We start from the raw sequence: 13175 nt of genomic DNA on the forward strand, positions 1-13175 counted from the left end.
CCTCCCGACAACAAGCTGAGGTTTCCGCATGTTCCAGCTCACCCGCAGCGTCACCTGGCAGGCCCTCCAGGGCCTGCAGCAGCAGACCGCCGACGACCGTATCCGTGACTACTTCGCCGCCGACCCCAAGCGCTTCGAGAAGATGAGCCTGCGCGTCGGCGGGCTCTTCCTCGACTACTCCAAGCAGCCGGTCTCCGAGGCGGTGCTGGCCAAGCTGATCGAACTCGCCGATCACTCGGCGCTGGTGCAGCGCCGCGCCCAGATGTTCTCCGGCGACATCATCAACGTCACCGAGAACCGGCCCGTCCTGCATACGGCGCTGCGCAACCTCGGCGAGGGGCCGCTGATGGTCGACGGCCAGGACGTGATGCCGGAGATCCAGCGCACCCGCGAGCAGATCCGCGCCTTCTCCGAGGCGGTGCGCAGCGGCGCGTGGACGGGCTTCGATGGCCAGCGCATTCGTGATGTGGTCAACATCGGCATCGGCGGCTCGGACCTCGGCCCCAACATGGCCTGCCGGGCGCTGCTCAAGCACCGCCATCCGGAACTGAACTTCCATTTCGTCTCCAACGTCGATGGCGCTCACATCCAGAAGGTGCTCAGTCGCCTCGACCCGGCCACCACCCTGTTCATCGTCTCCACCAAGACCTTCTCCACCCAGGAGACGCTGCTCAACGCCCATACCGCGCGCCGCTGGTTCCTGGACAACGCCGGCCCGGAGGCCGACGTGGGCGCGCACTTCATCGCCGCCTCGACCAACAAGGCGGCGGCCATGGAATTCGGCATCCGCGAGGAGAACGTCTTTGAGTTCTGGGCCTGGGTCGGCGGGCGCTACTCGATGTGGTCCTCCATCGGCCTGCCCATCGCCCTGGCCATCGGCTTCGAGGGCTTCATGGCGATGATCGAGGGCGCCTACGAGATGGACCAGCACTTCCTGAGCGCCCCCACTGCCGCCAACATGCCGGTGCTGATGGCACTGATCGGCATCTGGCACATCAACTTCCAGGGCGCCGAGACCCAGGCCATCGTGCCCTACGACCAGGCGCTGCATCAGCTGCCGGCCTTCCTGCAGCAGCTCGACATGGAGTCCAACGGCAAGTCGGTGGATATCTTCGGCCGGCCGGTGGACTATAAGACCGGGCCCATCGTCTGGGGCCAGACCGGTTCCAACGGTCAGCATGCCTTCTTCCAGCTGCTTCACCAGGGCACCCGCTACGTGCCCATCGACTTCATCGCCTCGCTCAAGCCCGAGCCCGGCATGGAAGACCACCACTTCGCCCTGCTCACCAACATGCTGGCCCAGGCCAATGCCTTCATGGAGGGCAGCGCCGAGGGCGGCGAACTCGACCCCTATAGCTGCCCGGGCAACCGCCCCTCCAGCACTCTGTTGCTCGACGAGCTGACGCCGAAGAACCTCGGCGCGCTGATCGCCCTCTACGAGCACAAGGTGTTCGTCCAGGGGGTGATCTGGAACATCAACTCCTTCGACCAGTGGGGCGTGCAGCTCGGCAAGCGCATCGCCGGCGAAATCAGCGAACGCCTGGACGCGCACAGCCAGGACTTCGACGCCTCCACCCAGGGGCTGCTGGCGCTGGTGCGCGGGCACTTCGTGTCGAGCGGCGATCCGTCGGGCGGCGATCCGTCGAGCGGCGATCCGTCGGGCGGCGAGGAGAAGGCCTGAAGGCCTCGGCGCAGGTCGCGCAAGGCCTCGACCGGTCGTTGAAGGTGAAGGCGGCAGATAGCCGGAGCGGCAAGGTGTCGGGGCCATCAAGTGGCGGGGCTATCCGAGCATCGTCATCCGCAGGAGGCCCGGGGTTAGGCCCGAGCAGAGGCAGCGTAGGCTCCTGCCCGCACCTCCTCGAGGAGTCGGCATTCGTAGCGCTTGCTGTCGACGAACCGGGCGAGCAGGGTATCGAGTCTCGCCAGCTGGCAGTGCTGGGCCATCAGCTCACTGAACTGCAGCGAGTGCCGAGCGAAGGCCAGGGCGTAGCCCAGGGTCTGGCAAGCCATGGCGTCGTTGCTGATGAACAGGTGCAGCCGGTACTGCTCCGCAAGGGACCGGCGTCGGGCCAGGGTCGCCGGCAGGCAGTGGCGTCGCTGCAGCTGCTCGGCGAGGGTCTCCAGGGCGCCCAGGCGCTGCTCGCACTCGATGCCCAGCGTGGCCATCAGGCGGCTGACCTCGGGGCGGGTGGGAAGGAAGCTCAGGGCCAGGCCACGGTAGCGCTCCATCTCGCGCGACTCGTGGTCGTAGGTGATCGACAGCGGCTGATCGGCGGGGCTGGGGTGAGCGTGCATCTCGGGCAGGCAGGCAGGCATGGGCATCTCCGTTCTTGTCATCCGGGCCTCTTCCGGGCACCGTTCAGATAAGGTAGACGCAGGGGAACAGCTCCCTCCTTGATATTGGTCAATTTCGTTCGCGGATCAGCATAAAGTACCAGGCTCCATGCACGCTGTGTATCGTGATAAAGCGGCATCATGGGTCGGCGTTGTCGCTCCCGGCCCCGGGGCATACACTGCCCGAAACCCGACAGGCAGGCCGATATGCGTGATCTTTTCCCCGCCAGCCCGCGCCTCGATGGCACGGCAGACGAGGACGTGCCGCTGCGCACGGCCGTGAGCCGCCGAAGCGATCCCCGGGCCGCGGCGCGAGAGCTGGCCGTCGAGCTGTGCCATTCCGAGCTTGGCTTCATGCTGTTCTTCTGCAGCGCCGAGTATCCCCTGGCGGCGCTCTCCGAGTCTCTGGATGCGGCCTTCGACGGCGTGCCGGTGGCGGGCTGCACCACCGCCGGGGAAATCACCCCGCAGGGCTACGAACGTGGCGGTATCGTCGCCATCGGCTTCGACCGGCGCCACTTCGCCGTCTCCTGCGCGCTGGTCGAGGATCTGTCGGGCTTCGACTTGATGCGTGCTCAGCGGCTGGTCGACGGCCTGCTCGATGACTGTCGCGATCGCGCCCTGGCGCCCCTGGCCGAGCACAGCTTCGCCCTGACGCTGCTCGACGGCCTCTCCAGCTGCGAGGAGCAGGTGCTGGCGACCCTGGATGCCGCCCTGGGGCGAATCCCCAGCTTCGGCGGTTCCGCCGGCGATGACAATCGCCTGGCCCATACCCATGTGCACGCCGAGGGGGGCTTCCACGGTCAGGCCGCGGTGGTGGTGCTGATCAACACCCGGCTGCCCTTCGAGGTCTTCACCACCCACCATCTGAGACCGCGGGACGAGAAGCTGGTGGTCACCCGGGCCGACCGCGAGCGTCGCCGGGTGCTCGAACTCAACGCCCTGCCGGCGGCCGAGGAGTATGCCCGGCTGGTGGGCCTGCCGGTCGAAGCCCTGACGCCTGACGTGTTCGCCCGCCATCCGTTGGCGGTTCGCCTGGGCGAGGCGCATTTCGTGCGCGCCATCCAGCGGGTCAATGATGACGGCAGCCTCAGCTTCTACTGCGCCGTGGAGAATGGCATCGTGCTCACCGCCATGCGCCCGGCCCCTCTGCTCGAGGATCTCGAGACGGTTTTCGCCGCGCTCAGCGCGCGCCTCGGCGAGCCGGCGTTGATCATCGCCTGCGACTGCTTCCTGCGTCGGTTGGAGCTAGAAACGCTGGCGCGGGTGGACGCGGGCTCGCGGCTGCTGGCCCGCTCGCGGGTGATCGGCTTCAACACCTACGGGGAGCAGCACCATGGCATGCACATCAACCAGACCTTCACCGGGGTTGCCATTGGATCTCGGACAGCCACGCCAGACGCCTGACGACGCCAGTCCGCGGGAGCGGGAGCTGCTGGAGGAGAACGTGCGCCTGCGTCGGATCGCCGCCGCGCTGATGGAGCGGGTGGAGTCCGCGGGGGTGGCGGGCGCGGCCCCCTACGCGGCCTTCGAGCATGCCGTGCTGCTCGCCGAGCAGGTACGCGAGCGCACCGAGGCGCTGCAGCAGACCCTGGCCGAGCTGCATGCCGCCAAGGCCGAGGCCGAGGCGGCCAACCTCTCCAAGACCCGCTTTCTGGCCGCGGTCAGCCACGACCTGATGCAACCGCTGAATGCCGCCCGGTTATTCACCAGCGCCCTCGAGGAGCACGACCTTCCCGCCCCATCGACCCGCCTGGTGGGGCACGTCGGCCGATCCCTTCAGGACGTGGAGGCGCTGCTCGGCACCCTGGTGGACATCTCGCGGCTCGATGCCGGCGTGCTCGAGCCGGACGTCGCCCCGTTCCCCGTCGCGCGGCTGCTCGACGTGCTGGCCGAGGAGTTCCGCCAGATGGCCGCGGCGCGGGGGCTCGAGCTGCACTACGTGAGAAGTGACGCGGTCGTCGCCTCGGACCTGGCGCTGCTGGCGCGGGTGGTGCGCAACTTCCTGACCAATGCCATTCGCTACACCGAGCATGGTCGGATCCTGCTGGGCTGCCGTCGTCGCGCCGGCGGGCTCGAGATCCTGGTGGGCGATACCGGGCCCGGCATTCCCGAGGCGCAGCGCGAGGCGATCTTCCAGGAGTTCCAGCGCCTGGGCGAGCGCCGCGACGCCGAGGATCGCGGCCTGGGGCTGGGGCTGGCGATCGTCGACCGCATCGCCGGGATCCTCGACCATCCCCTGCGGCTCGCCTCGGTGCCGGGGCGCGGCTCGCTGTTCGCGGTGCGCGTGCCCGCCGGCCGGCTGCCGGCGGCGCCACCGAGCGCGCCGGCGCCGGCCTGGGAGGGCGATGTGCTGGCAGGCACGCGGGTCTGGGTCGTCGACGACGATCCCGGGATCTGCGAGGGCATGACGGCGCTGCTCGCCGGCTGGGGGTGCGAGGTGCGCACCGCCACCTCCCTGGCCGCCCTGGAGGCCGACCTGGACGCTCACGCGTCCGGCGAGGCGGCCGACGTGCTGCTCGTCGACTATCACCTGGGGGAGGGGGATCCCGATGGCCTCGCGGTGGCGGCGCGGCTGCGCGAGCGCCAGCCGGGGCTCGCGGTGGTGGTGATCACCGCCAATCACGACGCCTCGATCAAGAGCCTGACTCGCCAGCGGGGTTACGGCTGCCTGCTCAAGCCCCTGAAGCCGCTGCGGCTGCGCATGCAGCTGGTCGGCCTGCAAGGCGGCGGCTCAGAGTGAGGGGGCGTGGCGCTCGGCCAGCAGGGCCTCGAGGTCGAGCGCACCGGCGGCCAGGATCGCCTGGACGCGGCCCGAGACGTGAAGCTTGCGCAGGATCGCCGAGACGTGAGTCTTCACCGTGGTCTCGGCGATCTCCAGTTCGCGGGCGATCACCTTGTTGGAGGCGCCCCGGGAGAGGCGGATCAGCACCTCGAGCTGCTTGTCGGTGAGCTCGGCCAGGCGCTGGCGCTGCGCGCCCTCCTCGGCCGGCGGCGAAGGCGCCCCGGCCGGGGGGCGGCGCATGATGTCCGCCGGCAGGTAGAGCTGGCCCTCCAGCAGGCGGGTCAAGGCCGCCTGCAGTTCCCGGCGCGGCGTCGACTTGGGGATGTAGCCCACCGCGCCGAGATCGATGGCCTCGAGAATGGTGCGCCGCTCCTGGTCGGCGGAGAGAATCGCCACCGGCAGCGAGGGATACGCCTCGCGCAGTGCCCGCAGCCCCTCGAGCCCGCTGGCATCGGGCAGGCCCAGGTCGAGCAGCACCAGATCGAGGTCCGCGCAGGCCCCAGCCTGGCGCAGGGCCTCGTCCAGGCTCTCCGCCTCCAACAGCTGGCTGTCGGGCAGGCCGGCCTCGATTACCGCCGCGATGGCCTCGCGGAACAGCGGATGGTCATCGGCGACCATCAGGTTGTGCATGGGCAATCCCTCGTGGCGTCGTCTCGCCTCCTACCGAAGGAGGAGGCCCTCTCCTGCCACCGCAGTATGTCGCAGAAGACGCCGCTGACCAAGACTGGGGAGGGTATCACCACAACGACAATACTCAGGAGTCACGCCATGATCTACGCCAACCCCGGCCAGTCCGGTTCACTGGTCAGCTTCGAGACACGCTACGGCAACTACATCGGTGGCGAGTTCGTGCCGCCGGTGAAGGGCCAGTACTTCGACAACGTCAGCCCGGTCAACGGCGAGGTGTTCTGCCAGATTCCCCGCTCGACCGCCGAGGATATCGACCTCGCCCTGGACGCCGCCCACCAGGCCGCCCCGGCCTGGGGCAAGACCTCGGCCGCCGAGCGCTCCAACGTGCTGCTCAGGATCGCCGATCGTATGGAGCAGAACCTCGAGATGCTGGCCGTGGCCGAGACCTGGGACAACGGCAAGGCGGTTCGCGAGACCCTGAATGCCGACCTGCCGCTGGCCGTCGACCACTTCCGTTACTTCGCCGGCTGCCTACGCGCCCAGGAGGGCACCGCCGCCGACATCGACGCCAACACCGTCGCCTACCACTTCCACGAGCCGCTGGGCGTGGTGGGGCAGATCATCCCCTGGAACTTCCCGCTGCTGATGGCCGTCTGGAAGCTGGCGCCGGCGCTGGCGGCGGGCAACTGCGTGGTGCTCAAGCCCGCCGAGCAGACCCCGGCCTCCATCCTCGCGCTGATGGAGCTGGTCGGTGACCTGCTGCCGCCCGGCGTGCTCAATGTCGTCAACGGCTACGGCGCCGAGGCGGGCCAGGCGCTGGCCACCAGCAAACGCATCGCCAAGATCGCCTTCACCGGCTCCACCCCGGTGGGCGCGCACATCCTCAAGTGCGCCGCCGAGAATATCATCCCCTCCACGGTGGAGCTTGGCGGCAAGTCGCCGAACATCTACTTCGCCGACATCATGAACGCCGAGCCGGAATTCATCGACAAGGCCGCCGAGGGCCTGGTGCTGGCCTTCTTCAATCAGGGCGAGGTCTGCACCTGTCCGTCCCGGGCGCTGATCCAGGAGAGCATGTACGACGCCTTCATGGCCAAGGTCATGGAGAAGGTGGGGCAGATCACCCGTGGCAACCCGCTGGACACCGACGTCCAGGTCGGCGCCCAGGCCTCCCAGGAGCAGTTCGACAAGATCATGTCCTACATGGACGTGGCCCGCGAGGAGGGGGCCGAGTTCCTCACCGGCGGCGAGCGGGAGTCCCTGGATCCTGCCATCAACAACGGCTTCTATATCCAGCCGACGCTGCTCAAGGGCCACAACAAGATGCGGGTGTTCCAGGAGGAGATCTTCGGCCCGGTGGTGGCCGTGACCACCTTCAAGGATGAGGCCGAGGCCCTGGCCATCGCCAACGACACCGAGTTCGGCCTGGGCGCGGGCGTCTGGAGCCGCGACATGAACGTCGCCTTCCGCATGGGGCGTGGCATCCAGGCCGGCCGCGTGTGGACCAACTGCTACCACCAGTATCCGGCCCATGCCGCCTTCGGCGGCTACAAGAAGTCCGGCGTCGGTCGTGAGACCCACAAGGTGGCCCTCGAGCACTACCAGCAGACCAAGAACCTGCTGGTCAGCTATGACATCAATCCGCTGGGCTTCTTCTAAGCCTGATTGTCGCCCGGCACGACTCTGCCGGGCGGCGCGCTCCATCACAAGAAGGTGGTGTTCACCTTCCGACACCCCGGGCGATTCCACTCGTGCCTGTGACAGGTAGCGAGTGCCATACCTTCAGGAGACAGATCATGGAAAATACAATGAAAGCCGCCGTGGTGCGCAAGTTCGGCGAGCCGCTGACCATCGAGGAAGTGGAAACTCCCCGTCCCCAACGAGGTGAGGTCCTGGTCAAGGTCGCCGCCTCCGGCGTCTGTCACACCGACCTGCACGCGGCCCATGGCGACTGGCCGGTCAAGCCCGAGCCCCCCTTTATCCCGGGGCATGAAGGGGTCGGTACGGTGGTGGCGGTGGGCGAGGGCGTAGGTCACCTTAAGGAGGGTGACCGGGTCGGGGTGCCCTGGCTGTATTCCGCCTGCGGCCACTGCGAGCATTGCCTCGGGGGCTGGGAAACCCTGTGTGAGTCCCAGCAGAATACGGGCTATTCGGTGAATGGAGGCTTTGCCGACTACACGCTGGCGGATGCCGGCTACGTCGGCCGGCTGCCGGACAACGTCGACTTCCTCGAGATCGCGCCGGTGCTGTGCGCCGGGGTCACCGTCTACAAGGGCCTGAAGATGACCGATACCCGACCGGGCCAGTGGGTGGTGATCTCGGGCATCGGCGGGCTTGGCCACATGGCGGTGCAGTACGCCAGGGCGATGGGCCTCAATGTCGCGGCGGTGGACATCGACGATGGCAAACTGGCGCTGGCGGAGCGGCTGGGGGCTACCGTCACGGTCAACGCCCTCAAGATGGATCCCGCCGCGTATCTCAAGAAAGAGATTGGCGGTGCACATGGGGCATTGGTCACGGCAGTCTCGCCAAAGGCTTTCGATCAGGCCCAGCGCATGCTGCGCCGTGGCGGCTCCCTGGTGCTCAACGGCCTGCCGCCCGGAGACTTCCCGCTGCCGATCTTCGATACCGTGCTCAACGGTATTACCATCCGTGGCTCCATCGTCGGCACCCGCCTGGACCTGCAGGAAGCACTGGACTTCGCCGGTGAAGGCAAGGTGAAGGCGACGGTGGAAAGCGACTCGCTGGAGAACATCAACGACGTCCTCCAGCGCATGATCGATGGCAAGATCGAAGGGCGAGTCGTTCTCGATATGACCGACAGCTAGTCGCCGAGGCCACGATCAGGGATAAAGGGCGCGACGCGAGTCGCGCCCTTTTTAATTCGGTGGTTCTGGCTGGTGCCGCTGGCGGGGAAAGTCGGTCGGGAGTCACTTCATGGACGGCCCACGTCTGCGCCACCCTGCAGGGGAATGTGGCACGGCAGGCCCCCTCGCGTTCCTGTCACGCCTTCGGAGCATCGCCCGTCGCCTCGGCCAACTCCTGCATAGCCGAGAACACGACCGGCGGTTGAGGGGCGCGACTCACCGACAGCGAGAAGATATCCGGCCGGGCATAGTGCCCGCAGACATCGAGGGAGCGTCTTGCCCGCCGCGCCGCTTCCACATCGATCTCGGCATAGAGGATGCCCTTCTCGCGGTTGAGGGGGCCCGCCACCACCTCCCCCGAAGGGGCAATGATCACCGCATTGCCGACATTGACCCACTCCTCCGGCGCGTAGAGTCGGTCGCGCTCAAAGCGTCTGCGAGCTGCAATGGGGCTGCGGCCTGCTCGAGCGCTGGGGACGCTCGCGCAACTTGGCGGGCGGTGTCATGTGGGAGCTGCGAACAGGACGATCCGGCACCAATTCAAGCAAGCCGCCAACCGTGATCGGCTGAATGCCCGGGCGCAGGCGGCCCTCGACGAAGCGGCGGCCATCGTCCTTGCCGCCCCCACCCTGGCGCCGGCGCTGCCCACCAGGCAGAAGCAACGCTGAGCGGGGAGATACGCATGCCGCAAATTATCGTCGAACGAAGCTTCGCCACACCCCTGACCGAAGCAGAATTGAAAGCGACCGAGGCGCGCATGATGCCGTGTCTCGATCTCTACCGGGTCCGTTGGATTCGCAGCTACTGGTCGGGGCGTCTCGTGGACCGCGTGATGACGTCGTGCATGGCGGTTCAGTCGCCGCCGGCGAAGATATCGAGGTTCAACACATGTGACCGGCCCAACCATATCACGCCCTGGGTATGGTCGAAGAGGTCGTCGCCCGTGCCCACATGCACGAAGACGTCCAGCTCGCCGCGGTGGAGGGCGAGCCAGGGAATGATCTCGCCGAACAGTACCGGGGCGAAGGAGAGCTGGCAGCTCCACAGCGGATGCGGCCCCACCGGGCGCTCGTGAAAGCGCCCCACCTCGATCGCGAAGCGTTCGGCCGCCGCCCTTGCCAGCTGTCTTGCCTCGGCCAGGCCGGCGGTATCTTCGTAGTAGAGGTGCGCGTGGTAGTAGCGGATGGTGTGGTGTATCGCCTCTTCTTTTTTCACGGTCGAAAGACCATGTGCACCTCATCAAGCCCTTGGATCAGGCGCTGGTAGGTGTTTTTCAGGATCAGGGTTTCGCCGCTCGTCAGGGTGACGACGGCGACCGGTTCATGAAGCGGCTCGTTCTCCGCCTCGATCTCGGGTCGAATCTGCACGATCTGATCGATGTGCAACAGCAGTGGATAGTCTTTCTCGGTCGTCGGGTAATTGGTAATGACCTCGATGAACTTATGGCTCATGCGACCTCCTCGATTCATCAAGCGCTACGCTTGCCATCAGTATAGTAGAGGCTTATGCCGCTCCCAGCCGACCAAGAACCTGCTGGTCAGCTATGACATCAATCCACTGGGCTTCTTCTGACCGGAAGACGCCTCGGCGAGCATCGAGCAGGTACTTCGGCGCGACGCGAGTCGCGCTTTTTTTCGTGGATCGCTACACGCCCCTCCCACGTTGCGTCATCATCACCCACCCCGCCTCCGACCGGATGACACGGCGATGACCGATCTCGAAGACCCCGATCTCCATCAGGCGCGCCTGCAGCGGACGGCGTCGCTGATCCGCCGTAGCGGGGCGCGGCGGGTGCTCGATCTCGGCTGCGGCTCCGGCGGGCTGCTGCAGTACCTGCTGCGCGATGCCCAGTTCGAGCGGGTGGTGGGCCTGGAGCTCTCCGGCGAGCTGCTGGCCCAGGCCAAGCTGCGCCTGGAGAATCTGCCGGCGGCCCGGGCCGGACGCCTCGAGCTGGTCTGCGGCTCCTATGCCGAACCCCACCCGGCGCTGGTGGGGTTCGAGGCCGCGGCCATGGTGGAGACGATTGAGCATGTCCCGCCGGAGGCGCTCTCCCGGGTCGAGCGCGCGGTCTTCGCCGGGCTGCGGCCGCACCTGCTGGTGGTGACCACCCCCAACCACGAATACAACCCGCTCTATGACATGGTGCCGGGCGAGTTCCGGGATCCCGACCACAAGTTCGAGTGGGACCGGGCGCGCTTTCGCGACTGGGCACAGGGCGTGGCACGCCGCAACGGCTATCGGGTGCGCATCTGCGGGATCGGCGAGATGGACGCCCACCTCGGCCAGCCGACCCAGGTGGCGCTATTCACGCGGCACCCCGCGCCGGGGTCGAGCTGAGCCCGTCCCCGCCCCTTGCAGGACCGCGGCGGCGAGGCGTCAGTCGTCCGAGAACACCACGGGGGGTAGGGGGGAGCGGTTCACCGTCAGCGAGAAGAGGTCGGGCCGGGCATAGTGGCCGCAGACATCCAGCGAGCGGCGCGCCCGGCGGGCGGTCTCGACCTCGATCTCGGCATAGAGGATACCCTTCTCGCGGTTGAGGGGGCCCGCCACCACCTCGCCCGACGGCGCGATGACCACGGCATTGCCGACGTTGATCCACTCCTCGGGAGTGAAGAGCCGGTCGCGCTCCGGAAAGGTCACCGGGACGTCGCTGCCCTGGATCGCAGTGGCCGTGCCGATCACCCAGCAGCCGCCCTCCCGGGCGATGTGACGGAGGCTGGCGAGACAGGCATCGCTCGAGTCCCAGGTCGGGTTGATGAAGACGTCCAGATCCTGGGCATAGAGGGCGTAGCGCGCCAGCGGCATGTAGCTCTCCCAGCAGATCAGGCAACCGAGTCGTCCGGCGGGAGTCTCGACGACCCTGAGCCCGCTGGCATCGCCCATGCCCCAGACCATGCGCTCGGGGTTCGTCGGCATCAGCTTGCGGTGGCGATTCAGCAGCCGCCCATCCGGGCCGATCACCACCACGCTGTTGTAGAGGGTGGTGCCGCTGTAGCGGCGGTCGATCTCGGTGAGGCCCGTCACCAGGGTCACCTCATGCCGGGCGGCCGCCTCCTGGATGGGCTCGAGGGTGTTGCCGCCGAGGTCGACGGCATTCTCGCGCAGCCTGGCATGTAACTCGCTGGTCAGCGCCATGTCGCCGCCCGGGGCGAGTCGCCAGATCCAGGTGGGATAGCCGGGGATATAGGCCTCCGGGAATACCAGCAGGGTCGCCCCGGCGCCGACCGCCTCGTCGATGGAGGTCAACATCTGCTGCAGCGTCTCGTCGCGCTGCAGCAGTACCGGGGGCTTCTGGATCACCGCAACCGTCGTGGCCATGGCAGGGTCCTCGTGCGCGGTGCGGGCGCCGAAGGACACCAATCACGGGCACTAGCCTGACCTTCACTATAGCGGCGAGGGGAGAAGCGCGCCCGGGATCGGGACGACGAGAGCCGAGGCCGGGTGACCGGCGGGCGTCAGGGGCAGGTGTCGCCCACGATCAGTTTGGTGCTGAGCAGGCGGTCCTCGCGGGGGCTGAGGCCGAGGATCATGCGCGCAGCAATGCGGCCCTTCTCGACGCTGTCCTGACGCACCGTGGTCAGCCGCGGCGCCCGATACTGGCCCTCGGCGATGCCGTCGAAACCGGTGATGCGCAGATCCTCGGGCACGCGCAGGCCGCGCTGCTCGGCGAGCGTCAGGGCGGTCAGGGCGATACGGTCGGACATGCACAGCAGCAGGTCGGGCCGCTCGTCGGCGGGTGCATCGAGGATGGCCTCGATCACCGGGGCGCAGACCTCGAAGGTGTTCTCCTCGATATTCCACATCGGCACCGCCGCCGGGTCGATGCCGACCTCGGCAAAGGCCCGCTGGAAGCCGGCGAGGCGGGCCCGCGTGATGGTGCGCTCGGCCGAGAGCAGCGCCTGGTCGTCACCGATGCGGCCGTTGCAGGGCTGCTCGGTGAGGCGCAGGTTGATGACCGCCGGGCGTCGCGGCGGGGTCGTCAGGGCATGCCGGGCGATGGCGTAACAGGCCGGTTCGTCGTCGACGTGCACCGTGGGCTGGCCCTCGAGATCGAAGTCGACGGCCACCAGGGGCTGCCGGCCGGTTCCCTGCAGTTCGTCGAGCAGTACCAGGCTCGGCATCAGGCCATAGACGATGAAGCCGTCGGCGATGCTCGAGGAGCCGGGCACCCGCGAGGCATCCTGGCGACCGGAGAGCAGCAGCAGGGTATGGCCATGGGCGTCGAGGACCTCGGCGATGCCGGACAGCAGCTCGCTGGCCACGGCATCGTTGAGGCTGTAGGTCAGGGTCTCGGCGAGCACCACGGCGATGATCCGCGAGCGCCCGGTGCGCAGGCTGCGCGCCTTGGCATCGGGGCCGCGATAGCCCAGGCGCCGGGCCTCACTGAGGATGCGTTCACGCAGCTTGGGCGAGAGCTGGTCGGGGCGATTGAAGGCGTTGGAGACACTGGCGGTGGAGACGCCGAGCTCGGCGGCCAGCTCCTTCAGGGTGATGTGGCGTGGCGAAGACACGTGGCGATTCGGCTCTCGGGGTCAGGGACGGTTCTGTATCGATTTAGT

The 13175-nt window shown here is 67.7% G+C and carries 13 protein-coding genes; 6 read left to right on the plus strand and 7 right to left on the minus strand.

The window, feature by feature from the left end; genetic code table 11:
• The first annotated feature begins 28 nt into the window (after positions 1 to 28).
• Complete coding sequence (gene pgi, locus FEI13_RS07125) at positions 29 to 1681, plus strand: glucose-6-phosphate isomerase (RefSeq protein ID WP_138180816.1); 1653 nt, start codon at positions 29 to 31, stop codon at positions 1679 to 1681.
• Positions 1682 to 1815: 134 nt separating this feature from the next.
• Here pgi and FEI13_RS07130 read toward each other — a convergent pair whose 3' ends face one another.
• Complete coding sequence (locus FEI13_RS07130) at positions 1816 to 2316, minus strand: hypothetical protein (protein ID WP_138180818.1); 501 nt, start codon at positions 2314 to 2316, stop codon at positions 1816 to 1818.
• Between the two features lie 225 nt (positions 2317 to 2541).
• On the opposite strand from FEI13_RS07130, the gene nosP reads away from it, so the two are divergent.
• Both nosP and FEI13_RS07140 read left to right on the plus strand, forming a co-directional pair.
• Positions 2542 to 3741 (plus strand): nitric oxide-sensing protein NosP, encoded by a 1200-nt coding sequence (gene nosP, locus FEI13_RS07135; protein ID WP_138180820.1) that lies wholly within the window; start codon positions 2542 to 2544, stop codon positions 3739 to 3741.
• A complete protein-coding gene (locus tag FEI13_RS07140) occupies positions 3710 to 5077 on the plus strand; it encodes a hybrid sensor histidine kinase/response regulator (protein ID WP_240036461.1) in 1368 nt (455 codons plus the stop codon). Before nosP ends, FEI13_RS07140 begins: the two co-directional genes overlap by 32 nt.
• Here FEI13_RS07140 and FEI13_RS07145 read toward each other — a convergent pair.
• Complete coding sequence (locus FEI13_RS07145) at positions 5069 to 5749, minus strand: response regulator (protein WP_138180824.1); 681 nt, start codon at positions 5747 to 5749, stop codon at positions 5069 to 5071. The two genes, FEI13_RS07140 and FEI13_RS07145, sit on opposite strands and share 9 nt — an antisense overlap.
• A 138-nt stretch (positions 5750 to 5887) precedes the next feature.
• On the opposite strand from FEI13_RS07145, the gene exaC reads away from it, so the two are divergent.
• Both exaC and adhP read left to right on the plus strand, forming a co-directional pair.
• Positions 5888 to 7408 carry an acetaldehyde dehydrogenase ExaC gene (gene exaC, locus FEI13_RS07150; protein ID WP_138180826.1) on the plus strand — a complete coding sequence of 507 codons (1521 nt, stop codon included), beginning with the start codon at positions 5888 to 5890 and terminating at the stop codon, positions 7406 to 7408.
• A 137-nt stretch (positions 7409 to 7545) separates the two neighbouring features.
• A complete protein-coding gene (gene adhP / locus FEI13_RS07155) occupies positions 7546 to 8577 on the plus strand; it encodes an alcohol dehydrogenase AdhP (protein ID WP_193555721.1) in 1032 nt (343 codons plus the stop codon).
• A 175-nt stretch (positions 8578 to 8752) separates the two neighbouring features.
• Here the strand turns inward: adhP and FEI13_RS07160 are convergent, their stop codons facing one another.
• The 3 genes from FEI13_RS07160 to FEI13_RS07170 form a co-directional block, all read right to left on the minus strand.
• Entirely contained in the window at positions 8753 to 9064 is a 312-nt protein-coding gene (locus FEI13_RS07160) for a nitrilase-related carbon-nitrogen hydrolase (RefSeq protein WP_138180828.1), read from the minus strand.
• A 404-nt stretch (positions 9065 to 9468) separates the two neighbouring features.
• On the minus strand, positions 9469 to 9831 hold the full coding sequence (locus FEI13_RS07165) for a DOPA 4,5-dioxygenase family protein (protein ID WP_138180830.1): 363 nt from the start codon (positions 9829 to 9831) through the stop codon (positions 9469 to 9471).
• Positions 9828 to 10067: a hypothetical protein gene (locus tag FEI13_RS07170; RefSeq protein WP_138180832.1), complete on the minus strand. Its 240-nt coding sequence runs from the start codon at positions 10065 to 10067 to the stop codon at positions 9828 to 9830. Before FEI13_RS07170 ends, FEI13_RS07165 begins: the two co-directional genes overlap by 4 nt.
• 256 nt (positions 10068 to 10323) lie before the next feature.
• On the opposite strand from FEI13_RS07170, the gene FEI13_RS07175 reads away from it, so the two are divergent.
• The gene (locus FEI13_RS07175) at positions 10324 to 10953 is read left to right on the plus strand and encodes a methyltransferase domain-containing protein (protein ID WP_138180834.1); all 630 of its coding nucleotides are present in this window, start codon (positions 10324 to 10326) and stop codon (positions 10951 to 10953) included.
• A 39-nt stretch (positions 10954 to 10992) separates the two neighbouring features.
• On the opposite strand, the gene FEI13_RS07180 is transcribed toward FEI13_RS07175, so the two are convergent.
• Positions 10993 to 11934, minus strand: coding sequence for a carbon-nitrogen hydrolase family protein (locus tag FEI13_RS07180; protein ID WP_138180836.1), 942 nt, complete (start codon positions 11932 to 11934; stop codon positions 10993 to 10995).
• Between the two features lie 137 nt (positions 11935 to 12071).
• On the minus strand, positions 12072 to 13127 hold the full coding sequence (locus tag FEI13_RS07185; RefSeq protein ID WP_193555722.1) for a LacI family DNA-binding transcriptional regulator: 1056 nt from the start codon (positions 13125 to 13127) through the stop codon (positions 12072 to 12074).
• Between the last annotated feature and the right edge of the window lie 48 nt (positions 13128 to 13175).

It is taken from the genome of Halomonas urmiana (assembly GCF_005780185.1).
Lineage (GTDB): Bacteria > Pseudomonadota > Gammaproteobacteria > Pseudomonadales > Halomonadaceae > Halomonas > Halomonas urmiana.

Bases quoted from the DNA above. Each gene is read 5' to 3' on its own strand.
- FEI13_RS07145 (WP_138180824.1), bottom strand. From the start codon at position 5,749: ATGCACAACCTGATGGTCGCCGATGACCATCCGCTGTTCCGCGAGGCC.
- FEI13_RS07180 (WP_138180836.1), bottom strand. From the start codon at position 11,934: ATGGCCACGACGGTTGCGGTGATCCAGAAGCCCCCGGTACTGCTGCAG.
- FEI13_RS07170 (WP_138180832.1), bottom strand. From the start codon at position 10,067: ATGAGCCATAAGTTCATCGAGGTCATTACCAATTACCCGACGACCGAG.
- FEI13_RS07130 (WP_138180818.1), bottom strand. From the start codon at position 2,316: ATGCCTGCCTGCCTGCCCGAGATGCACGCTCACCCCAGCCCCGCCGAT.
- nosP (WP_138180820.1), top strand. From the start codon at position 2,542: ATGCGTGATCTTTTCCCCGCCAGCCCGCGCCTCGATGGCACGGCAGAC.
- exaC (WP_138180826.1), top strand. From the start codon at position 5,888: ATGATCTACGCCAACCCCGGCCAGTCCGGTTCACTGGTCAGCTTCGAG.
- adhP (WP_193555721.1), top strand. From the start codon at position 7,546: ATGGAAAATACAATGAAAGCCGCCGTGGTGCGCAAGTTCGGCGAGCCG.
- pgi (WP_138180816.1), top strand. From the start codon at position 29: ATGTTCCAGCTCACCCGCAGCGTCACCTGGCAGGCCCTCCAGGGCCTG.
- FEI13_RS07175 (WP_138180834.1), top strand. From the start codon at position 10,324: ATGACCGATCTCGAAGACCCCGATCTCCATCAGGCGCGCCTGCAGCGG.